16 protein-coding genes and 1 pseudogene are annotated in these 22,625 nt (G+C 73.6%); 4 read left to right on the top strand and 13 right to left on the bottom strand.

Annotation, left to right across the window (positions count from 1 at the left end; genetic code table 11):
• Window positions 1-15: 15 nt before the first annotated feature.
• Window positions 16-4,491, bottom strand: coding sequence for a proline dehydrogenase family protein (locus ACLQ21_RS05545; RefSeq protein ID WP_425662250.1), 4,476 nt, complete (start codon window positions 4,489-4,491; stop codon window positions 16-18).
• Window positions 4,492-4,573: 82 nt separating this feature from the next.
• Between ACLQ21_RS05545 and ACLQ21_RS05540 the strand changes: the two are divergent.
• Window positions 4,574-6,169 (top strand): annotated as a pseudogene (locus ACLQ21_RS05540) (phytoene desaturase family protein); the annotation flags it as partial.
• 51 nt (window positions 6,170-6,220) lie between these two features.
• On the opposite strand, the gene ACLQ21_RS05535 reads toward ACLQ21_RS05540, so the two are convergent.
• Together ACLQ21_RS05535 and ACLQ21_RS05530 are read right to left on the bottom strand one after the other, a co-directional pair.
• Window positions 6,221-7,267, bottom strand: a complete 1,047-nt coding sequence (locus ACLQ21_RS05535; RefSeq protein WP_425662249.1) for an IS110 family transposase — start codon at window positions 7,265-7,267, stop codon at window positions 6,221-6,223.
• Window positions 7,268-7,603: 336 nt separating this feature from the next.
• The gene (locus ACLQ21_RS05530; protein WP_425662416.1) at window positions 7,604-8,173 is read right to left on the bottom strand and encodes an acyl-CoA thioesterase; all 570 of its coding nucleotides are present in this window, start codon (window positions 8,171-8,173) and stop codon (window positions 7,604-7,606) included.
• Window positions 8,174-8,284: 111 nt separating this feature from the next.
• On the opposite strand from ACLQ21_RS05530, the gene ACLQ21_RS05525 reads away from it, so the two are divergent.
• Together ACLQ21_RS05525 and ACLQ21_RS05520 are read left to right on the top strand one after the other, a co-directional pair.
• A complete protein-coding gene (locus ACLQ21_RS05525) occupies window positions 8,285-9,148 on the top strand; it encodes a rhodanese-related sulfurtransferase (protein ID WP_425662248.1) in 864 nt (287 codons plus the stop codon).
• 33 nt (window positions 9,149-9,181) lie between these two features.
• On the top strand, window positions 9,182-9,682 hold the full coding sequence (locus ACLQ21_RS05520; RefSeq protein WP_425662247.1) for a GNAT family N-acetyltransferase: 501 nt from the start codon (window positions 9,182-9,184) through the stop codon (window positions 9,680-9,682).
• Window positions 9,683-9,691: 9 nt separating this feature from the next.
• On the opposite strand, the gene ACLQ21_RS05515 is transcribed toward ACLQ21_RS05520, so the two are convergent.
• The 10 genes from ACLQ21_RS05515 to ACLQ21_RS05470 form a co-directional block, all read right to left on the bottom strand.
• Window positions 9,692-10,381, bottom strand: coding sequence for a sirohydrochlorin chelatase (locus tag ACLQ21_RS05515; RefSeq protein ID WP_425662415.1), 690 nt, complete (start codon window positions 10,379-10,381; stop codon window positions 9,692-9,694).
• Window positions 10,381-11,616, bottom strand: coding sequence for a uroporphyrinogen-III C-methyltransferase (gene cobA, locus ACLQ21_RS05510; RefSeq protein ID WP_425662246.1), 1,236 nt, complete (start codon window positions 11,614-11,616; stop codon window positions 10,381-10,383). Before cobA ends, ACLQ21_RS05515 begins: the two co-directional genes overlap by 1 nt.
• Window positions 11,613-11,984, bottom strand: a complete 372-nt coding sequence (gene nirD, locus ACLQ21_RS05505) for a nitrite reductase small subunit NirD (RefSeq protein WP_425662245.1) — start codon at window positions 11,982-11,984, stop codon at window positions 11,613-11,615. The genes cobA and nirD overlap by 4 nt, the downstream gene beginning before the upstream one ends.
• Window positions 11,981-14,575: a nitrite reductase large subunit NirB gene (gene nirB / locus ACLQ21_RS05500; RefSeq protein WP_425662244.1), complete on the bottom strand. Its 2,595-nt coding sequence runs from the start codon at window positions 14,573-14,575 to the stop codon at window positions 11,981-11,983. Before nirB ends, nirD begins: the two co-directional genes overlap by 4 nt.
• A 120-nt stretch (window positions 14,576-14,695) precedes the next feature.
• The gene (locus ACLQ21_RS05495) at window positions 14,696-15,829 is read right to left on the bottom strand and encodes a uroporphyrinogen-III synthase (RefSeq protein ID WP_425662243.1); all 1,134 of its coding nucleotides are present in this window, start codon (window positions 15,827-15,829) and stop codon (window positions 14,696-14,698) included.
• A 110-nt stretch (window positions 15,830-15,939) separates the two neighbouring features.
• Entirely contained in the window at window positions 15,940-16,791 is an 852-nt protein-coding gene (locus ACLQ21_RS05490; protein WP_425662242.1) for a formate/nitrite transporter family protein, read from the bottom strand.
• 171 nt (window positions 16,792-16,962) lie between these two features.
• Window positions 16,963-17,745: a histidine phosphatase family protein gene (locus ACLQ21_RS05485; protein WP_425662241.1), complete on the bottom strand. Its 783-nt coding sequence runs from the start codon at window positions 17,743-17,745 to the stop codon at window positions 16,963-16,965.
• Window positions 17,742-19,751, bottom strand: a complete 2,010-nt coding sequence (locus tag ACLQ21_RS05480) for a cytochrome c oxidase assembly protein (RefSeq protein WP_425662240.1) — start codon at window positions 19,749-19,751, stop codon at window positions 17,742-17,744. Before ACLQ21_RS05480 ends, ACLQ21_RS05485 begins: the two co-directional genes overlap by 4 nt.
• A gap of 124 nt (window positions 19,752-19,875) precedes the next feature.
• Window positions 19,876-20,160: an HU family DNA-binding protein gene (locus tag ACLQ21_RS05475; RefSeq protein ID WP_425662239.1), complete on the bottom strand. Its 285-nt coding sequence runs from the start codon at window positions 20,158-20,160 to the stop codon at window positions 19,876-19,878.
• 174 nt (window positions 20,161-20,334) lie between these two features.
• A complete protein-coding gene (locus tag ACLQ21_RS05470) occupies window positions 20,335-21,075 on the bottom strand; it encodes a YczE/YyaS/YitT family protein (RefSeq protein WP_425662238.1) in 741 nt (246 codons plus the stop codon).
• A gap of 76 nt (window positions 21,076-21,151) precedes the next feature.
• Between ACLQ21_RS05470 and ACLQ21_RS05465 the strand changes: the two genes are divergently transcribed.
• Window positions 21,152-22,558 (top strand): PLP-dependent aminotransferase family protein, encoded by a 1,407-nt coding sequence (locus tag ACLQ21_RS05465; protein WP_425662237.1) that lies wholly within the window; start codon window positions 21,152-21,154, stop codon window positions 22,556-22,558.
• The last annotated feature ends 67 nt before the right edge of the window (window positions 22,559-22,625 follow it).

Raw genomic sequence — 22,625 nt, 5'->3', positions numbered from 1 at the left:
GGGCGGGCGGCCGGCTCAGACCCTCAGCGCAAGCATCTGCTCGTCGGGGTTGCCGAAGCGGTGCGCCGTGATCGACACCGACTGCTCGCGCAGGAACGCCAGCAGCTCGATGCGCCCCTCCGTCGTCGCCGGCCCGTCGTAGACCGCGACGCGCGGGTTGCCCGCGAGCACCTCGCGCAGCTGCGGGTCGGTGCCGACGAGGCGGATGCGACGCACCGGCTCGGTCACTCGGGCGAGCCCGAGCGCGTCCTCGTTGTGCACCGGCTCGAGCGCCTCGCCCGACCGGATGCGCTCGTGGAACTCCGCGTCGGACTCGTCGACGATCTCCTCGATGCGCAGGTGCGGGATCGGCAGCCGCGACAGCTTCACGACCCCGGCCGGCAGCTCGAGCGCGGTCGAGACGCGCACGACCGCACGGGTGCGCGCGGCGGCCGCGAGCATCCGCACCGCGTCGCCCATCTCGCCGTCGTCGGCGATGCGGATGAGCACCTCGGCGGGCCGGTAGCGCAGGACGTTGCGCTCGACGCCGAGCTCGGAGACGTCCTTCGACACCCCGAACTCCTCCTCCCACCAGCGCTCGTCGCTGTTCGCGGCCGTGCGCACGCGGTCGAACTCGATGAAGTCGAGCTGCGGCGTCGCGGCCTCGATGACGCCGGCGACGCGCTTGTGCAGCCCGTGCAGGCGCACCGACTTCTTCGGCTCCGCGTGCACCGGCTCCCAGTCGACGAGCGTCGCGAGGTAGTTCGGACCGCCGGCCTTCGCGCCGGCCCCGACCTGCGACAGCTTCCAGCCGCCGAACGGCTGGCGCCGCACGACGGCACCGGTGATGCCGCGGTTCACGGACAGGTTGCCGGCCTGCACCTCGTCGAGCCAGTGCGCGACCTCGTCGGGGTCGAGGGAGTGGATGCCGGCGGACAGGCCGTACTCGGTCGCGTTCTGCGCCTCGATCGCCTCCTCGAGCGTCTCGACCTCGATGAGCGAGAGGTGCGGCCCGGGCAGCTCGGTGAGGTGCGTCTCGGTGCCCGGCAGCACGGCGTCGCGGATGCCGGGCGACCAGAGCCGGCCCGACGCATCCAGCGGCTTCGGCTCGAGCAGCCACTCCTCGCCCTCCTCGAGGCCTGAGAGGGCGCGCAGCAGCGCGCCCTGCGCAGGCTCGATGAGCGGGCCGATGTGGGTGCGGGCGTCGAGCGGCGAGCCGACGCGCAGCGCGGTGGCGGCGTCGATGAGCTGGCGCCGGAAGCGCTCGCTGTCGCCCGCCGTGCCGACCAGGATCGCCACGGATGCCGCCGAGCGCTTCTGGCCGGCGTGCAGGAAGGCGCCGCGCACGATGTCGTCGGCCGCGAGGTCGAAGTCGGCCGAGGGCGTGACGATGATCGAGTTCTTGCCGCCCGTCTCGGCCACGAGCGGCAGGTCGCTGCGCCATGACGTGAACAGCTCGGCGGTCTTCGCCGAACCGGTGAGGATGAGCCTGCCGACCGCCGGGTGCGTGACGAGGCGCTGCGACAGCTCGCCCTCGTCCATGTCGCACAGCACGAGCACGTCGCGGGGCACGCCGGCCTCCCAGAGCGCCTCGAGCATGACGGCGGCCGAGCAGCGCGCCTGCGGGGCGGGCTTGACGATGACCGCCGAGCCGGTCGCGAGCGCCGCCGTCACGCCGCCGCACGCGCTCGCGACCGGGAGGCTCCAGGACGGCGTGACGACGGTGAGCGCGACGGGCTTCGGGGTCGCGCCCTCGACCTGCTCGAGCAGGATCGCCTGCTCCGCGTAGTAGCGGGCGAAGTCGACCGCCTCCGACACCTCGGGGTCGGCCTCGCCGATCGTCGTGCCCGTCTCGGCGATCATCGTCTCGATGAGGCGGCCGCGGTACACGCCCAGCGTCTCGGCCGCGTCGCGCAGGATCTCGGCCCGGCGGCGCGCACCGAGCCCCGCCCATCCGGCACCGGCCTGCGCCGCCCGGTCGATGCGGCGCTCGAGCGTCGGCACGTCCTCGATGCGGTTCATCTCGAGCGTGCGCGTGCCGAGCGTCGACTCGGCGGCGCGCGCGACGATCTGGCGGCCCCAGTCGCGGTTCGGCGCGAGCGAGGGGTCGGTGTCGGGCTCGTTCTCGAAGGCGAGCGGATGCGTGACCGACACCGAGAGGTCGCCCAGCCGGTTCTGGGTGCGGTTCGGCCGCGGCTCGCCCGCGGCGTCCTCTCGGTGCAGCAGCTCGAGCGAGCCGAGGAAGCGGTCGCGCTCGCGCTGCAGCACCACCGGGTCGGCGAGGTCGGCCATGCTCGACATGAAGTTGGAGCCCGCCGCGTTCTCCTCCAGCAGCCGGATCAGATACGCGACGGCGGCGTCGAACTGGCCGGGGGCCACGACGGGCGCGTAGAGGATGAGGCTCGGGAAGACCTCGCGCACCGCGTCGCGGTGGTCGGCGGCCATCCCGAGCAGCATCTCGGCTTCGACGCGCTCATGGGTGCCGTGGTGGCGAGCGAGCTCGGCCGCGTACGCGAGGTCGAAGAGGTTGTGGCTCGCGACGCCGAGCCGCACGGCGGAGGCGTTCTCGGCCAGCAGCGCCTCGCGCAGCAGCCGCTTGAAGTTCGCGTCGGTCGACGCCTTCGACGACGCGACCGCGAGCGGCCAGCCGTGCAGCGCTGCTTCGACGCGCTCCATCGCGAGGTTCGCGCCCTTCACGAGCCGCACCCGGATGCCAGCGCCGCCGTCGGCGCGGCGCTGCTTCGCGAAGGTCGCCAGCCGGCGGTAGGCGCCGAGCGCGTCGGGGAGGTATGCCTGCAGGACGATGCCGGCCTCGAGGCCCGCGAGCTCGGGGCGCAGGAGCAGGCGCTCGAACACCGCGATCGTGAGGTCGAGATCGCGGTACCGCTCGACGTCGAGGTCGATGCGCTTCCGCGGGCTCGACGCGGCGGCGAGCCGGTAGAGCGGCAGCAGCCGCTCGACCACCTGGTCGACCGTCTCGTCGAACGCCCACAGCTGCAGCTGCGGCGCGACCGCCGAGACCTGCACCGAGACATGGTCGACGTCGTCGCGCTCGAGCAGCGCCATCGTGCCCTCGAGCCGGCGCTGCGCCTCTCGCTCCCCCAGCACCGCCTCGCCGAGCAGGGCGAGGTTGAGCCGGGCGCCGCCCTCGCGGAGCTTCGCGAGCGGTCGGGCGAGCCGATTCGGGGATGCGTCGATCACCATGTGCGAGACCAGGTCGCGCATCGCCCGCTTCACGAGCGGGATGATGAGCCGCGGCGTGACGATGCCGAAGCCGCCGCCGACGGTGACGCCGAGCTTGAGGTACCAGTCGAGGAAGCCGGGGATGTCGCGGCTGAGCGCCTCGAAGTTGCGGGCGCTGACGCGCGCGTCCTCGGGGCGGACGACCCTGTCGAGGAAGCCGATGGCGAAGTCGAGGCCGGCGGGATCCTTGAGCAGCCCGGCGAGCCGCTCGGCCGCCTTGTCGGGCTTCGCGTGCGGTCGCGTGGCCCAGTCGCGCACGCGGTCGACGGCAGCGAGGGCGATCGGGTCGTCCGTCTCGGGCTCGGTGAGCTCGACCGGCTCCGCTGCTGGGGCGACGCTCGCCGCCAGCGGGTTGGGCACGAGCTCGGGCGTCGGCCGCGGGGCAGCGGCCTCGGGCTGCGGTGCCGGCTCGGGTTCGGTCTCGGGCTCCTGCTCGGTCTCGGGCTCCTGCTCGGGCTCGGGCTCCTGCTCGGGCTCCGGCGCCGACTCTGGCTCCGGCTCGCGCTCCAACTGGGGCGCCGGGTCGGGCTCGCGCTCCGGCGCTGGCTCGAGCAGCGGCTCACGCTCGACCTCGGGTTCGACCGGCGCCTCGGGAGCCGCTGCGGGGGCCTGCTGCGCGGCAGCCGCGGCTGCCGCCCTCGCGGAGACGGCAGCAGCGAGGCCGCCGATGCGGGGCCGATCCGCAGGAGGCAGGTGCGACGCCTCCACCACGGTCGGCTCCGGCGGAGCCGCTGCATCGTCGCCCCGCTCGGCCGCGGGCGGCTCGGGCACGGCCGCCCGCCGGCCTCGCGGCGACGCGGTGCTCTGGTCGGCCGGCTTGCTCTGGTCGGCCGGCTCACCGGGCGAGACGGCGTGCCGCACGCGCGTCGCGGCATCCCGTGCATCCGTCCCGACGTCCGGGCTCGGGGCGCGCAGCTCCGCCTCCATCGCGACCGCGTCCATCTGCACCGTCGGCACATCGGCGACGTCGCGCGACAGCGACCATCCGCTCGACGGCTGCTCGCGAGCGCGGTCGAGGCCCGGCGTCTCCACCGGCACGTACGGGTTCACCGCTGCCGCGTACGTGACCTCGTCGACCTCGAACGCCGGGAGCGAGCCGGCGCCGCCCGGCGCCGCGAGCGGATCGTCGTCGACGCGCTGCTCCTCGACGACCTCGACGGTCTCATCGGGCAGCTGTGCCGAGGCAGATGCGGTGCCGTGCTCCGCGTCCGCACGGGCGATCGCCTCGGCGATCAGGGCGTCGAAGTCGTCCCTGCGCTGGTCGCTCATGCCGCATATCGTATGCGTGCGGGCTCTCACTGCCCTCTGACGCCGCGCGCCCGCGCGGTCGCGGCCCGATGCATCCGCTTATCGACGAGGAGCCAGCATGCCGAGAATCGCCATCATCGGTGGAGGTCACAACGGGCTCACCGCGGCGGCCTACCTCGCTCGCGCCGGCGTCGACGTGACGGTGTTCGAGCGGCTGCCGCATGTCGGCGGCGCGGCCGTCTCGGCGCAGGCGTTCGACGGGCTCGACGCGCGGCTGTCGCGCTACTCGTACCTCGTGAGCCTCATGCCCCAGCAGATCATCGGCGACCTCGGACTCGACGTGCGGCTCGCTCGCCGCCGCTACTCCTCGTACACGCCCGAGCCGGGCACCGACCGCGGGCTGCTCGTCGACGCGGGCGACGAGGCCGCCACCCGCGCCTCGTTCGCGGCGATCGGGGCGGTCGGCGACGCGGATGGGTTCGCCGGCTTCTACGACCGCACCACCCGGCTCGCCGCCGCGCTCTTCCCGACGCTCACCGGCCCATTGCCGACCAAGGACGCGGCGCGCGCGGCCGCCGGCGGCGCATCCGCCTGGTCGGAGGTCGTCGACGCGCCCATCGCCGACGCCATCGAGCGCGCGGTGGGCCACGACCTCGTGCGCGGCGTGATCGCGACCGACGCGCTCATCGGCACGTTCGCGGCGCTCGACGACCCGGGGCTCGAGCAGAACCGGTGCCTGCTCTACCACGTGATCGGCGGCGGCACCGGCGACTGGGACGTGCCGATCGGCGGCATGGGGCAAATCTCCGGCGAGCTCGAGATCGCCGCTCGGCAGGCGGGGGCGACGATCCTCACCGGCGTCACCGTCGTCCGCGTCACGCCCGACGCGGAGGTCACGTGGAGCGAGCGCATCGGCGGGCTCGTGACCGACGGCGAGGGGGTGCCGACCGGCACCGAGCTCACGGCGCAGTTCGACCTGGTGCTCTCCGCCGTCGCGCCGCACGTGCTCGGGCGGCTGCTCGGCGACGAGGCCGCCGCGCCCCGGCCGGAGGGCGCGCAGGTCAAGGTGAACATGCTGCTCTCGCGCCTGCCGCAGCTGCGAGACGGCGTGGCGCCGGAGGCGGCGTTCGGGGGCACCTTCCACATCAACGAGAGCTACTCGCAGCTGGGCCGCGCCTTCGCCGAGGCCGTCGCCGGCCGCATCCCCGATCCGCTCCCCTGCGAGATCTACTGCCACTCGCTGACCGACCCGTCGATCCTCGGGGGCGACCTGCAGGCATCCGGCGCCCAAACCCTCACCGTCTTCGGGCTGCACGCGCCCGACCGGCTGCTGACGCCGGAGACGAACGAGCGGATGCGTGACGAGCTCGAGCAGGCGGTGATCGTCTCGCTCGACTCGGTGCTCGCCGAGCCCATCGTGCCGCTGCTGCTCGAGGGCGCGGACGGCCCGGCGATCGAGACCAAGACGACGCTCGACATCGAGGAAGCGCTCGCGATGCCCGGCGGCAACATCTTCCACGGCCCGCTGTCATGGCCGTGGCTCGAGCACGAGGCGACCTCGATCGCCGAGGCGTGGGGCGTCGAGACCGCGCACCCGCGCATCCTCATGGCCGGCTCGGGCGCGCGCCGCGGCGGCGCCGTCTCCGGCATCGGCGGGCACAACGCGGCGCACGCGGCGCTGGAGCTGCTGCGGCCGTAGGCCGGCGCCTCGCCCCCGAAGAGCCGGGTCTCGACCCTTCTATGGCTGCTGTCAAGGCGTGAGTGTCTGTTTGAGGGTGCGATAGATGTGGCGGGCGAGGTAGCGGCGGAGGAGTCGGCGGACGTCGCGCTTCGTCTTGCCTTCGGCGATGCGGCGGTCGCGGTAGGCGCGGGTGTCGGGGTCGTGGGCGAGTCGTGAGCGGACGACGGTGTCGAGGGCAGCGTTGAGGCGCCGGTCGCCGTGCCGGTTGAGGCGGTGCCGGTCGGTGTTGCCGCTGGAGGCCGGGATGGGGGCGGCGCCGGCGAGGGATGCGAAGGCCGCCTCCGATCGGATCCGGCCGTGGTGGGAGTAGGCGGCGATGAAGACGGCGCCGGTGATGGGGCCGATGCCCTGCTCGGCGAGCAGGCCGGGTGCGAGCGCGGTGACGTGCTGTCGCAGCTGCGACTGGTTGTCGGCCAGCAGGTCGCCGCGCTGCTGGACCTCGCGCGCCAGTCGGATCGCTTCGGTGCGGGCGACGGACTGCGCGATCGAGTCACCGCCGCGGGGCCGCCAGGTGGCGATCTGCCGCAGCTGGGCGGCGGTCAAGGCGCGGCGGGCGTCGACGCCGAGCTCGACGCCGCGAAGCAGCGCGGTGAGCGCGTTGCGGTCCTGCGTGCGCTGCCGCTCGATCAGCCGGCGCGCGGTCAGCAGCAGCTGCAGCGCCTGCCGGCGCTCGCCCGAGCGGGGCTGCGCGAGCAGCTCGGTCGGCTCCGCCAGCACGGACCGGGCGGCGGCGACCGCGTCGATCTGGTCCGACTTGCCGTGTCCGGCGCGGGCGGCGCGACGCGGGGGCCGCGCCTCGAACACCGTCACGCCGGCCGCCTGCAGCCGCGTCGTGAGCGTCGCCCCGTAGGACGCGGTCCCCTCGACCGCGGCGGCGTAGCCGGGCGCGCGTCGGCTGGCCCAGGCGAGCGCACGGTCCATGCCGGCGGCGGTGACGGGGAACGCGGCGGTCTCCAGCACGCCGCCCGTCGCGGCGTCGACGATCGAGAACGTGTGGGTGCGGGCGTGGGTATCGACGCCCATGACATGCGCGAATCGGTCTGCGACGATGGTCATCGCGGTTCCTCCTCAGGATCGGACCGTGTCGGTGCCGGCCCTGGGAAGTCGCGTCGGAGGCAGATCTCTCAAGAGTCACAACCGTCAGGTTGGACAGCCTTCTATCAAGCCATCGGCGCGGGTGGGCCGGCACCGGCCCCCGACCGACGGGCAGGTCGAGATCAAGTCACCGCCAAGCGGGACAGATACGCGCAGAGCCACGTCCTCGAGAGCTGGTGCCAGCCAGCCAGCCAGCCCCAGGCCAGCCAATGACCATGAGAGATACGCGCGGCCTGCGGCCGTGCTACTCGACCTTGAGCGCTCCGGACGCAACGCTGCGCATTGCGTCCTCCGCGCTCAACGGGGGATGCGGCCGTTCCAGTCGGATGCGTGCGTCGCCCTGGCGGGCGGCAGCGCGTTGAGGCGCGCCCACTCCGCGACCCGCTCGTCGAGCTCGGGCAGGTGCACCTCGATGCCGGCCGCCTCGAGCACCTCGACGACGCGGGCGATCTTCGCCGTGCCGACGCCCTTCTCGATGAACCGCCCCTGCACGACGCCGCGCGCGTGCAGCTCGCCGCCGACGACGAAGCGCTGCTGCAGGTAGATCGCCCGCTCGTCGCCGCCGAGCACCGCGGTCTCGATGTCGAAGCGCTGCCACAGGTCGAGGCTGCGGCGGTAGACCATCGACGACTGCCCGACGACGGCGTAGATGCCGGCCTTCGACAGCGCTTCCGACATGCCCGTGCGGTTCGTCATGTCGACGCGCGCGAGGTCCATGTACGACGGGTAGCGGCCGTTGTTCATGTGGCCGAGCAGGTCGATGTCGGTCGGCAGCACTCGGAACGAGGTCTTCGCGACGTCGTCGATCGCGAGCTCCGGCTTGCCCTTGCTCTTGACGGTCATGGCCATCAGCCACTGCAACCACATGTTCACGAGGAGCCATCCTGCCCGACCCGACGACCGCGACCGGTCACCTTTGGTGCTCTCGCACAACCGCGGCTGGCATCGACCCGGCCGGGCGGCTGGGAAGATCGTCTGATGCACAAGGTGCTGCTCTACTACCGCTTCACGCCGATCGCCGACCCCGAGGCGGTGCGGCTGTGGCAGCACGCGCTCGCGTCGTCGCTCGGCCTGACCGGCCGCATCCTCATCTCCCCGCACGGCATCAACGGCACGGTCGGCGGACCGATGGATGCGTGCAAGCGGTACGCGCGCGCCACGCGCGAGTACTCGGGGTTCAAGGGGATGGACATCAAGTGGTCGACCGGCACGGGCGACGACTTCCCGCGCCTGACGGTGAAGGTGCGCGACGAGATCGTCACCTTCGGCGCGCCCGACGAGCTCGAGGTCGACGCGGGCGGCGTGGTCGGCGGCGGCACCCACCTGCAGCCGGGCGAGCTGCACCGCCTCGTCGAGGAGCGGGACGACGTCGTGCTGCTCGACGGCCGCAATCGCTTCGAGGCCGACATCGGCCGCTTCAAGGGCGCGATCGTGCCCGACGTCGACACCACCCGCGACTTCGTCGAGCTGCTCGACTCCGGCGCGTACGACCACCTCAAGGACAAGCCCGTCGTCACCTACTGCACCGGCGGCGTGCGCTGCGAGGTGCTGTCGTCGCTCATGACGAAGCGCGGCTTCAGTGAGGTGTACCAGCTCGACGGCGGCATCGTCCGCTACGGCGAGACGTTCGGCAACGCCGGGCTCTGGGAGGGTTCGCTCTACGTGTTCGACGAGCGCCGCACGATGGACTTCGGCGCCGGCGCCGCCATCCTCGGCACGTGCACGAGCTGCGGCGCGGCGACGAACGGCATGGGCAACTGCCGGCTCTGGTCGTGCCGCAAGCAGGTGACCACCTGCGAGGCCTGCGAGCCCGCGTGCGGCGCGCACGCATCCGCCGCCTGACGCCTTCGCAGACCCCGCGGCTACGCTGACGGCATGGGCGACGGCGACATGGGTGATGGCGAGATCGGCATCCGGCAGGCGACGACCGCTGACGCCGCCGTGCTGCTGCCGATGTTCGCGGCCCACCGCGGCGCCGACGAGCCCGACGAGAAGGTCGACCGCTACCGCGAGCGACTCGACTCGCTCGTCGAGAACCCCGCCCACCACATCGTCGTCGCCGAGCAGGACGGCCGGGTGATCGGCTACGCCGCGGCGCAGGACTACGGCCCCGCGCCGCACCGCGACTGGTCGATCGCACGCATGCACGACCTGTGGGTGTCGCCGGATGCGCGCGGGCGCGGTGCCGGCACGGCGCTGTTCGAGGCGGTCAGGGAGTGGGCGGAGCTGCACACGCGCGTGCGCGTGCTCGAGTGGCAGTCGCTCGACGTCGCGGCCGACTTCTACCGGAGGCTCGGCCTCGCGGGCGAGCGCGTCGACGAAGCGGACCCGCGCGCGCTCTACGAGCTCGAGGTGCACCTGCCCTCGCGGGAGTGAGCTCCGTGCTCAGGCGGCCGCGCGCAGCTGCAGGGTCGCGGCCAGGTAGCGATCGACGATCACGTCGACGATCCGCGAGTCGATACCGAGGGGCGCCGAGACCCTCTCGGCACCCGCGGCGAGCACGCGCGACTGGAAGAACCCGGGCGCCAGCAAGTAGGAGGCGACCGAGACCGGCGCTGCGTTCGCGCCGCGCACGAGCGCGACCGCGCCCGGCACCGTCGGCTGGACGGCCGATCCGTAGCCGAGCACCGGAGCGGTGCCGGTGAGGGCGGCGAAGCGGTCGCGCACCGCCTCGACGGCCGGCACGGTGGAGGCGCGGCTGGAGCCGGCGACGGCGAGCACGACCGGGTCCAGCGGGGAGGCGCCGAGCGCACGCCAGCGGTCGGCGAGCACGGCAGTGATGCGGTCGTCCGGTCCGAGCGGCGGCGCCGCCACGACGCCGGGTCGCAGGCGGGCGGCGCGGCGGACGTCGATCTCGACGTGGAAGCCGGTCGAGAGGAGCAGCGGCGCGATCACCGCCGGCCGAGGCGCGAGCGACTCGACGACGTCGGGCAGTGCGGGCTCCTGCACGTCGACGAAGGCTTCGACGACATCCACGCCTGGAAGGCGGTCGGCCGTCAGCTCGAGCAGCGCGCGGATCGTCGCTCGCCCCGCGGGATCGGCCGTGCCGTGCGAGCAGCCGATCAGCGCGGGCATCACGAGCGCGCTCCGACCGGTGCCGAGGCCGTCGCCTGCGGGCCGAGGAGTCCGAAGCGCGCGACCTCGCCCACGACGATCACGGCCGGCGAGACGACGCCCGTCTCCTGCGCGATGCGCGCGATCGCGGCGAGCGGACCCCGCACGACCCGCTGCCGAGCCGTCGTGCCCTCCTCGACGATCGCGACCGGGAGCGCGGGATGGGCACCCACCGCGAGCGCCGCGTTGACGATCCGCTCCAGCATCGCCACGCCCATCAGCACGACGACCGTGGCGTCACCGGAGCGCATCTGCTCGAGCACCGAGGGCGCGAGCGCCTCGTGGCCGGTCGCCACGGTGAATGCGCGGGCCACGCCGCGGTGCGTGACCGGGATGCCGGCGGCAGCGGGCACGGCGATGGCGCTCGAGATGCCGGGAACGGTCTCGACCTGCACGCCGGCGGTCGCGCACGCGATGTGCTCCTCGCCGCCGCGACCGAACACGTAGGGGTCGCCGCCCTTGAGCCGCACCACCACCGCACCGGCGCCGGCGCGGTCGACCAGGATCCGGTTGATCTCCTCCTGCGGCACGGGGTGCCGGCCGGGGCGCTTGCCCACCTCGATCACCTCGACGCCGTCGGCGAGCCCGTCGAGCACGCCGCGCGCGCCGAGCCGGTCGACGACGACGACATCGGCCTCCGCGATGGCGCGCCGGCCGCGTACCGTGAGCAGCTCGGGATCGCCGGGACCGCCGCCGACGAGCACGACGCGGCCCTCGCCGCCGCTTCGCCTGCGGCGCAGATCGATGCCGCCCTCGTGCACGATGTCGGCGAGCGCACGGGCGACCTGCCCGGCGCGACGCGGGTCCGCGCCGCCCGTGGACGACACGCCGATGCGGAGCTCGCCGGCGCTGGCGGTCGCGACCGAGCGGGCGCTCCCCTGCGCCCCGCTGCCCGCGTTGACGCACCAGATCCGGCGCTCCTCGGCCCACGCGGCGACCAGCAGGTCCACGTCGGGGTCACCGGTGGCGGTGTGCGCGAGCCAGGCACCGTCGAGGTGGCCGGGGCGGATGCGCTCGGCGCGGTGCCGCACGAGGTCCTGCGCCACCAGAGCGGCGAGGTCGTCGCAGAGCGCGGGCGCGATGACCAGCACATCGGCGCCGTCGTCGGCGTAGGCGCGCGCACGGCGGGCGCTCACGGCGCCGCCGCCGGCCATGACGACGAGCCTGCCCTGCAGGTCGAGCGCGACGAGGCTCATGCCGCCACCTCCACGACGCCGTCGACGACCCGCACCGGGTAGGAGCGGAGGTGCCGCACCTCCTCGCCCTTGGGGTCCAGGCACTCGCCGGTCTCGAGGTCGAAGACGTGCTTGAACATCGGTGAGGCGACGCTCGGGCGGCCGCCGCGCGTACCGACCAGGCCGCGGCTCATGACATTGGCGCCCTCGGCGTACGGGTCCGCCTGCTGCACCGCGCGTACCGAGCCATCGTGCAGCCGGAAGAGGGCGACCTGCTCGCCCCGCACGATGGCCGCGGCGCCCCGCTCGGGGTGCAGCGACGAGATGGGGCAGATGCGCCACCACGACGTGGTGCTGAGGCGGACGGGGGCGTCGGCGATGAGGGTCATGCGTGGATCTCCAGTCCGCTCGTGGCGAGGATCGCACCGCTGGCGCGCTCCTCCGCCGTGGCAGGTCGGTGCTGCCCGCGCTCGGGCACGTAGGCGAGTTCGGGGTCGGCCGCGTCGGGGGCGTTGACGAACGAGACGAAGCGCTGCAGCTTCTCGGGATCCTCGAGCGTCTCCCGCCACTCGTCGCGATAGGTGTCGACGTGCCGGCGCATGGTGGCGTCCAGCTCGTCGCAGATGCCGAGGGCGTCGTCGAAGATGACCCCCCGCAGGCTGTCGATGCCCCCCTCGAGGTCCTCGATCCAGCGAGCGGTGCGCTGCAGCCGGTCGGCGGTGCGGATGTAGTAGACGATGTACCGGTCGATCGCGCGCACGAGAGCCTCGTCGTCCAGATCCTCGGCGAGCAGCTCCGCGTGGCGGGGGGTGAAGCCGCCGTTGCCGCCCACGTACAGGTTCCAACCCTGCTCGGTGGCGATCACACCCACGTCCTTGCCCCGCGCCTCCGCGCACTCGCGCGCGCACCCCGAGACGCCGAACTTGAGCTTGTGCGGCGAGCGAAGACCGCGGAAGCGCAGCTCGAGCAGCACCGCCATGCCGACCGCGTCCTGGACCCCGTAGCGGCACCAGGTGGAGCCGACGCACGACTTCACGTTCCGCAGCGCCTTGCCGTAGGCCTGGCCCGACTCGAAGCCGGCGTCGATCAGCTTCGCCCAGATGCTCGGGAGCTGCTCGATGCGGGCACCGAACATGTCGATCCGCTGCCCGCCGGTGATCTTCGTGTAGAGCCCGAACTCCTTCGCGACGCGGCCGACCGCGATGAGCCCGTCGGGCGTGACCTCGCCGGCCGGCATGCGCGGGACCACCGAGTAGGTGCCGTCCTTCTGCATGTTCGCCATCACGTGGTCGTTCGTGTCCTGCAGGCTGCCTCGTTCGCCGTCGAGCACGTGGCCGGTGCTGACGAAGGCGAGGATCGACGCGATCGCGGGACGGCAGATGTCGCAGCCGCGCCCGCCGGCGCCGTGCCGCTCGAGGATGTCGCTGAAGGTCGCAGCACCGGAGACGCGGACGGCGTCCAGCAGCTCGCGGCGGGAGAGCGCGAAGTGCTCGCACATGGCGCGGCTCACCTCGACGCCCGTCTTCGCGAGCTCGGCGTTGACCAGCTTCGTCGCGAGCGGCACGCACGAGCCGCATGCCGCGCCGGCGCCCGTGCAGGCCTTCGCCTCGCCGAAGGTCGCGCAGCCGTCGACGTGCACGGCGTCGCGCAGCGTCCCTGCCGATACGCCGTTGCAGGAGCAGACGACGGCGTCGTCCGGCAGCCCGTCGCCTGCGATCGGGGTGCCGTCGGTCGGCAGCAGGTAGGCGGCGGGGTCGGCGCCCAGCTCACGGCCGACGAGGGGCCGCAGCCCGGCGTAGGCGCTCGCGTCGCCCACGAGCATCCCGCCGAGCAGCGTGCGGCCGTCATCGGACATGACGAGCTTCTTGTAGACGCCCGCGGTGGGGTCGGCGTAGACCACCTCGACGGCGCCGTCGGTGCGACCGAAGGCGTCGCCGAAGCTGCCGACCTCGACGCCGGCGAGCTTCAGCTTGGCGGATGCGTCGACCGGCCCGAGCGCGCGCTCGCCGCCCAGCAGGCGGTCGACGACCACGTCGGCCTGCTCGTTGCCGGGCGCGATGAGGCCCCAGATCTGGCCATCGAGGGTCGCGACGTCGCCGACCGCCCAGACGCCGTCGACGTTCGTGCGGCAAGCGCCGTCGATGCGGATGCCGCCGCGCGGCCCCAGCTCGATGCCGGCGAGCGCTGCGACCTCGTCGCGCGGCCGGATCCCGGCGGCGATCACGACGATGTCGGCCTCGAGCGTGCCGCCGTCGGGGAACGCGACGGCCGCCACCCTGCCGCTGTCGCTCGCGAGCAGCGCGGCGGCGCGCGAACCGGTGCGGACGTCGACGCCGCCCTGCGCGAGCAACTGCCGCGCGGCCTCGCCGCCGCCCGCGTCGAGCTGCGCGGAGAGGAGGTGACCCGAGGACTGCGCGATGGTCGGGTCGGCGCCGAGGTCGCGCAGCGCGCCGGCGGCCTCGAGGCCCAGCAGCCCACCCCCGAGCACGACCGCGCGCGGCCGCTCGCCCGGGCGGGCGTCGGCGAGCAGGGCCTCGACGTCCCGCTCGATCGCCACGACGTCGTCGAGCGAGCGGTAGACGAACACTCCCGGCAGGTCGGTGCCCGGGATGGGGGGCACGGCCGCGGCGGCGCCCGTGGCGAAGACGAGGTGATCCCAGGCGTGGACGGCGCCGGATGCGCAGCGTGCGGTGCGCTCGTCGAGATCGACCGCGACGACCTCGTCGCCCCTCTCGAGCCGGACGCGCGGGTCGGCCCACAGCAGCGGCCTCCCGAGCTCGAGTCCCGCGGCCGGCGTGCCGGCGAAGTACGAGGTGAGCGCAACCCGGTCATAGGGGCGCCACGGCTCATCGCCGATGACGGTGACCGTGCACGCGCCGTCGCGATCCTGCGCGCGCAGCCGGTCGACCAGTCGGTGCGCCACCATGCCGGCGCCCACCACCAGGACCCGCTGGGGTCGGGACTGCGTCTGTTCGGTCATGGCTCCGACGCTAAGCGCGGGGCGTTTCGTCGAATGCGCGTCCCCGTTACGATCCTGCGACCTCGACGTCACGGCGGCACGGCCGGCGCTGTGAGGACGAGCCGGCTCCGCCGTCGCGGACTAGGAGTGCTGCGGTCCGAGCTCGAGCCGGTATCCGCGCTTGACGACCGTGCGCACGAGATCCTTGCGGCCGAGCGCCTCGCGCAGCCGCGCGATCGCCACCTCGACGGCGTGCGACTCCGTGGAGTCGCCCGGGAGGGCGGCCAGCACCTCCTCGCGGGCGACGACCGAGCCACCCGCCCGCGCCAACAGCCGCAGCACCGTGAGGCCGGACGGAGAGATGGGCAGCACGCGACCGTCGAGGACCGCGACGCGTGCGCGCACGATGAGCGTGCCGGCGACCGTGCCGAGCGCGACCGACTCGATCTGCTCGTAGTGCGTCACGAGCGCGCGCACGAGCGCGCCGAGTCGGCCGCGCTCGGGCATGAGCGGCTCGATCCCGCGGCGCAGCACCGGCTTCGCGGTGACGGGCCCGACCGCCGCGAGCACGAGCTGCCCGTCGCGGCAGCGAGCGGCGACCGCGTCAGCCACACCTTCCGCATCGGCCGTCGCGAGCCACGCCTCCGCGCTCGGTGCGGAGGTGAAGACGACCGCGTCGATCTCCCCCGCGGCCGCCGACCGGGCCGAGGCGCGCACGAGCTCCGGGTCGGGGGCCGGTCCCCAGCGGTAGACCACCAGCTCGGTGACGAGCGCGCCGGCCGCAGCGAGCGCCGCCTCCAGCCCGTCCGCTCCCGCCCCGTGCATCTGGATCGCGATGCGCAGCCCGGCGACGCCCTCGCCGAGCAGCACCTCCGCGACCTCCGCCGAGGTCTCCGACTCCGCGACCCAGTCGGCCTGCAGGCCCGCGGCCTGGATCGCCCCGCGCGCCTTCGGCCCGCGGGCCACGATGCGGGCGCGGCCGAGCACCGCCAGCAGGTCGTCGGCGAGCCCCTGCGCGTCGGCCGCCTCGATCCAGGCGCGGAAGCCGACACCGGTCGTGACCACGAGCACGTCCGGCGGCGCCTGCAGCAGCGCGCGCGTCGCGGCGAGGAGCGCTGGCTCGTCGGCGTTGGGGATCATGCTCAGCGCGGGCGCATGACGGACCGTCGCACCCCGCCGCTCGAGCGCCGCCGCCAACTCGCCTGCGCGGCGGTCGGCGGTGACCAGCACGGTGCATCCGGCCATCACCTGGCGCAACCCTGTGGACTCGGCCATCCGTGTCACCACCCGTCCCGCTCGCGTGCATCCATGATGGCGTGACTCGAGTGCACGCGCCGGGGCGCCGCCGAGCCGCACGGGCCCGGCGACGCCGGCGCAGGCGCACATCACCGGATGGCCGCGCCCGCCTTCGGCAGCCGCACGCCCTCGGCAGGTGTGCGCACCGGTCCGGGGCGTCCGTGCGTGGCGTACATCGTGAGCCCCACGAAGCTGAGCCCGCCGACGATGTTGCCGAGCAGCGTCGGGATCTCGTTCCAGACCAGGTAGTCGCCGAGGGTGAAGGCGCCGCCCATCATGAGGCCGGAGGGGAACAGGTACATGTTGACGATCGAGTGCTCGAAGCCCATGTAGAAGAAGAGCATGATCGGCATCCACATGCCGAGCACCTTGCCGGTGACGGAGTCCGACATCATCGCGGCAGCGACGCCCGTCGACACCATCCAGTTGCAGAGCACCGCTCGCACGAACAGCGTGAGCATCCCGCCGGCTCCGTGCTCGGCGTAGCCGAGCGTGCGGCCCTCGCCGATGTGCCCGATCGCCTGGCCCACCGCATCCGGCGCCTGCGTGAAGCCTTGGGTGAAGTAGATCGCCATCAGCAGCGCGACGACGACGGCGCCCGCGAGGTTGCCGACGAAGACGAGGCCCCAATTGCGCAGCATGCCGCGGAGCGTGACGCCCGCGCGCTTGTCGAGCCAGGCGAGCGGCACGAGCGTGAAGACGCCGGTGAGCAGGTCGAACCCGAGCAGGTAGAGCAGGCAGAAGCCCACGGGGAACAGGATCGCGCCGAGCAGCGGGCTCTCGGTGCGGGTCGACACCGTCACCGCGAACGCCGCGGCGAGCGCGAGGATCGCACCGGCCATGAAGGCGCGGATGAGGGTGTCGCGAGTGGACATGAGGACCTTCGCCTGGCCCGCGTCGATCATGCGGACGACGAGATCGGCTGGCTTCACGTACGACATGCCGTGCCTTTCGAGAGTCGGACGCCCCGCTCCGAATGGTGCGGGACTGCACTGATGACTCTCGCGTGCGGCGGTTTCGCGGCGACGGCCTGCGCGTTACGGTCGCGACGCGACTTGCTCTCAGGCCGACGACGATGAGCGTGAGGCGCTCGCCAGACCGGCCCGCTCGGCTCAGCGCCGGGCGTCGGCCGTCTCGCCCAGTCCGTCGAGCTGCCAGACGAGCGTGCCCGCCGGCAGCGACACGGTCGTGACCGAGCAGTTCGGCATGATCGTGTCGGGCGTGATCTCGGGCACGAGCTGGCGCAGCAGCGACGTGATGAAGCCGCCGTGCGACACCACGAGCACCTGCGCCTCGCCGTCGCCCGGCACGGCGGATGCGGCGCGCACGACGCGCTCGAGCGCCGCGTCGGCGCGCACGACGGTCTCGGCCGCCTGCTCGGCCTGCCCGCTCGCGTCGAGCTGCGCGATCGTGTCGAACAGCCCGCGCCAGCCCACCTGCTCGCCGATCGAGCGCAGCGCGCTCAACTCGCGGTCGACCTCGAAGCCGTGCTGCACGATCACCTCGCGCCACACGTCGGCCGCGGGCCGCTCCTCGTGGCTGCCGAAGTTCCACTCGCGGAGCAGCTCGTCGAACCGGATCGGCGGCCGCGGGTCGAGGCGGGCGAGGATGCCCTCGGCGGTCGTGCGGGTGCGCTGCAGGTCGGAGGAGAAGGCGAGGTCGAAGCGCTCCGTCGACAGCCGCTCGGCGACCGCCTCGATCTGCTCGCGCCCGCGCTCGGTGATCGGCGAGTCCGACCAGCCCTGCATGAGGTGGTTGATGTTGTGCTCGGTCTCGGCGTGCCGCACGATGCGCAGCCGCAGCGCGCGCCCCTCGGCGAAGGCCGCCAGCTCCTCCGGCAGGTGCTGCTCCGCGCGCTCGGCCGAGCCGCGCAGCGTGTCACGTCCGTCGGTCATCGCTTCCCCATCCGCTCGAGCATGTCGTTGTAGGCGTTGAGGTCGGCGTCACCGTCGCGCACCGCGGCCCGGTCGAGCCGCACCTGGTCGCGCCGGTCGCTGCGCGCCCACAGCACGACCGTCGTGATCGCGAGGATCACGGTTGGGATCTCGCCGATCGACCAGGCGATGCCGCCGCCCACCCGCTGGTCCTCGAGCGCGTCGATGCCGTTGCCCATCGCGCCGAACCAGTCGGCGAGCAGCAGCGCGTCGCCCGTCATGAGCGTGATGCCGAAGAAGGCGTGGAACACCATCGCGCCCAGCAGCAGCACGAGCCGCAGCGCGTACGGCGGGCGGGCGGGGCCGGGGTCGATGCCGATGATCGCCTGCACGAAGAGGTAGCCCGAGCCGACGAAGTGCACGACCATCCACACGTGCCCGAGGTGCTCGTCCATCGCCCACTCGAACAGCGGCGTGTAGTAGAAGACCCACAGGCTCGTGACGAACAGCCCGGCCGAGACGAGCGGCGAGCTGAGCACCTCCATGTACTTCGAGTGCACGATCGCGAGCAGCCACTCGCGACCGCCCCGGGAGCCGTCGCCGCGCTTGCGGATCGCGCGCATCGCGAGCGTGATGGGCGCGCCCGGCACGAGCAGCACCGGCACCGCCATGCCCAGCAGCATGTGCACGAGCATGTGGAGCGAGAACTGGAACTCCTGGTACAGGTTGAGCGCGCCGTTCGTGCACCACCACAGCAGCAGGAGGCCGGCGAGCCACGAGACGGTGCGGCCGACCGGCCAGCGGTCGCCGCGGCGGGCGAGCCGCACGACGCCGGCGACGTAGAAGAACCCGAGCATCGCGACGATGACGGTCCAGAGCGGGTCGATCGCCCACTGGTCGACGAGCCGCGCGGGCTCGAACGGCGGCGGAAGCTGCCGGCCGGTGAGGATCTCGGCGGGCGTCGCCTCCGCGCCCGGCGGGATCTCGGGCACCGGCGTCGGCGTGCGCGCGAGGCCGGCGGCGACGCCGGCCGTCACGCCCATGACCGTCAGCTCGAGCGCGAGCAGCAGCGCGATGGCCCTGCCGGGCACGCGCAGGCGCGCCGTCTGCGCGGGGCGCAGCATGCGCATCCGCTGCCATGCGCCGAAGACGCCCAGCACGACCAGCAGCGCAGCCTTAGCGATCGAGAGGATGCCGTACTCGCTGAACCAGTCGCCCTCCATGCGCACCCACGCCGAGACGACGCCCGAGAACGCGACCACCAGGAAGCTGACGAGCGCGAGACTCGAGTAGCGCAGCAGCACGTCGCCGTAGGCGGTGCCGGCGGGCTCGCGGGCGGATGCGACGGCCGGGGCGGATGCGCCCGCCGGTGCGGATGCGTCGCGGCCGCGGGCGAGCAGGCCGACGTGGAGCAGCCCGCCGAGCCAGATCGACACGAACAGCAGGTGCAGCAGCAGCGACGAGACGGCCAGCGTGTGATTGGCGGTGCCGCCGGCGTGGCCGCCGGAGGCGATGAGCCAGAACGGCACGGCCCACAGCGCGACCGTGAAGCCGGCAGCGACGGGGCTGCGCGCGACGAGCAGCAGCACGGTCAGGAGCGCGAGCGAGAGCAGCGTGCCGAGCAGGAGCCTGCCCGTCTCGACCTCGACGAAGAAGAACTGCAGCAGCTCACCGAAGTCGTTCGTCGCGGTGACCGGGTTCGAGACCACCTGGCGGAACGAGCCGAAGGCGACGAAGCCGTGGGCGACCGTCGCGATGCCGGCAGAGGCGGCGGCGAGGTCGAGCGTGCGGTGCCAGTCGCGGCTGCGCGGCACGAGCGCGAAGCAGGCGAGCACGATGCCGCCGAATGCGGCCGCGATCGCGAGGTTGCGGAGCATCGTCGCCATCGGCACGCCGTAGCGCACGGCCGGTCCGGGGTCCTGCAGCGTAGGCGCGGCAGCGCCGCCGCCGAACTCGAGCGCCGCCCACGTCGCTGCCAGGCCGGCGAGGATCGCGAGCGCCGGCGCGAGGAGACGGATGCGCTGCACCCATCCAGGGTAGTCGCCACTGCTCTGCACTGTCCCAGAGCCGGAGGCGCCGCGGCGGCCCCCGGGGAGACAGGAGGGGCCCCGCCGATCGGCGGAGCCCCTCCTGGTGCTGCGGTGGTGGGATCTACTTGACGGCGGCCTTGAGCTTCGAGCCGGCGGTCAGCTTGACGCGGTGGCCGGCTGCGATCTGGATCTCGTCGCCCGTCTGCGGGTTGCGGCCCGTGCGGGCAGCGGTCTCGGTGCGCTCGGCGCTGAAGAAGCCGGGGATCGAGACCTTGTCGCCGGCGGCGACGGCCGCCGAGACCTCGTCGAAGAGCGCGTCGAGCACTGCCGTGACCTTGGCCTGCGAGAGGTCGGTCGTCGCTGCGATCTTCGAAGCGAGGGTCGTCTTGTTGATGGTCTCAGCCATGATGTCCTCCTGATGGTGGCATGTCCGTCCCGCCTGGGGCGGGCATCCGTCGGTGCCCGAAGGGGCTCCGACCACCCCCGAACGTAGCCCCGCGGCCCTGCAAGCGGGGGCAGAAGGCGGCCGACACGCCGCATTTTCCGCGGATTTCCGCGGATCGCGGACCGATCTGGCCGCTCAGCGGCGGTCGGCGGCCGCGCGGGCGGCGCGGAGCCGCGCCACCTTCTCGGCCCGCCGACGCGAGAAGTAGGGCAGGAAGATGCCGATCAGCGGGCCGATGCCGAAGGCGAAGATGACGGTGCCGACGCCCACCGGCCCGCCCAGCAGCCAGCCGAGCAGCAGCACCGTTCCCTCGATGAGCGTGCGCACGATCCACACCCTCCAGCCGGTGATGCGCACGAGTCCGGTCATGAGGCCGTCGCGCGGGCCGGGGCCGAGCTGCGGCGCGATGTAGAGGCCGGTCGCGAAGGCCAGCAGCAGCATGCTGCCGGCCAGCAGCAGGGCCTGCGCCCACAGCCCGTCCACCTCGGGGATGAAGAGCAGCCCGAGGTCGGCGGCCGGGCCGACGAGCAGCGCGTTCAGGAGCGTGCCGATGCCGGGCTTCTGCCGCAGCGGGATCCAGACGAGCAGCACGAGACCCGACACCACGACCGTCGCGGTGCCGTAGCTCATCGGCAGGTGCACGGCGAGGCCGAGCGAGAACACGTCCCACGGGCCGACGCCGAGATCGGCGCGGATGAGCATCGCGAGCGAGATGCCGTAGAGGAACAGCCCGATCATCAGCTGCACGACGCGCGCCGTCGTGTCGGCGGGACCGAGCGCGTCGATCGGCAGCAGCAGCCGGCGGATGCGCGGCGCACGGTTCGTCGCGGAGTCGTGGGTGGAGGGGCCGGTCGTCACCGTCCTATTCCACTGCATCGGCCATGCCTCAGCGCGGGCCACTCGCGCGCAAGTGGCTCGCCTGGTGCAGTCCACTGCAGGGCAGAATGGGCGCATGGCATCCCGGCTCGGCACCCAGCTCGGCGAGTGGCGCGCGACGAGCGCGGTGGCGCAGTCGCTCGCGGACCGCATCCGCATGCTGCTGCTCGACGGCCGCATCACCGTGGGTGAGCGGCTGCCGAGCGAGCGCGCGCTCGCCGCCGAGCTGCACCGCTCCCGCGCGACGATCGCGCGGGCCTACGAGCTGCTGGAGTCGGGCGGCTACGTCGTGCGCACCCACGGCTCCGGCACCCGCGCCGCCCTGCCGGCGCAGCGCATCCAGCGCCCCGCCGCCGTGGGCGACGACGTGATCGACCTCACGATCGCCTCGGTCGGATCGACACCCGGCCTGCACGCGGCGACCGTGCGGGCGCTCGACCGGCTCGCTGGGCTGCTCGGCACGCCCGGCTACTCCCTTGACGGGCTGCTCGAGCTCCGCGAGCGCGTCGCCGAGCGCTACACGGCACGCGGGCTGCCGACCGACCCCGAGCAGATCGTCATCACGAGCGGAGCGATGCACGCGCTCACCGTGGTGCTCGCGGCGTTCGGCGAGCGCGGCCGCGCCGCGGTGGTCGAGCAGCCGAGCTTCCCGCACGCGATGGATGCGCTGCGCCGCACCGGTCACCGGCTCGTGCCGACGCCCGTCACGCCCGACGGCGGCTGGGACGCGAGCCACCTCGTCGAGACACTGCGCTCCCAGCGGCCGGCGCTCGCCTACCTGATCACCGACTTCCACAACCCCACGGGCGCGACCATGCCGGAGCTCGAGCGCGCGAGGCTCGCGGCGGTCGCGCGCGCCACCGGCACGCTCCTCATCGTCGACGAGACGTGCGCCGAGCTCGACATCGACCGCGGCTGGACGCCTCGGCCGTTCGCCGCGCACGGCCCGGCGATCCTGATCGGCTCGATGTCGAAGATCGCGTGGGGCGGGCTGCGGATCGGCTGGATCCGCGCGGGCCGCGAGCAGGTGGCGGCGCTCCTGGGTGCTCGCCCCTCGATCGACCTGGGCACCCCGCTGCTCGAGCAGTGCATCGCGATCGAGCTGCTCGACGACATGGACGCGCTGCTCGCGCGCACGAGCGAGCGGCTGCGCACCGGCCGGGCCGCGGTGGCGGCGGGGCTGGCTGCGCACCTGCCCGGCGTCGCCATGCCGCCGATGCCCGGCGGGCTCGCCGCCTGGGTCGACCTCGGCGGGCCGTGGTCGACGGCACTGTCGCTCGGGGCGCGCGACCGGGGCCTGCTGCTGCCGCCCGGCCCCCGCTTCTCGGCGTCGGGCGTGCTCGACCGCTTCGCGCGCATCCCCATCACGTGGGAGCCCGAGCTCACCACCGAGGCGATGGCCCGGCTCGGCGCAGCCTGGCGCGCGCTCCACGCCGGGGAGCTGCCGACGGCCACTCGACTGAGCGCATCCGCCGTCGTCTGAGCCTTGCGGTGGCACGCGCTGGCACACCTGGCTGGGAGTCGGCGCGCTTGACGGCTCGGCGCATCCG

The organism is Agrococcus sp. DT81.2 (genome assembly GCF_049844935.1).
Lineage (GTDB): Bacteria > Actinomycetota > Actinomycetes > Actinomycetales > Microbacteriaceae > Agrococcus.
This window is presented reverse-complemented; position numbering and strand designations above follow the sequence as displayed.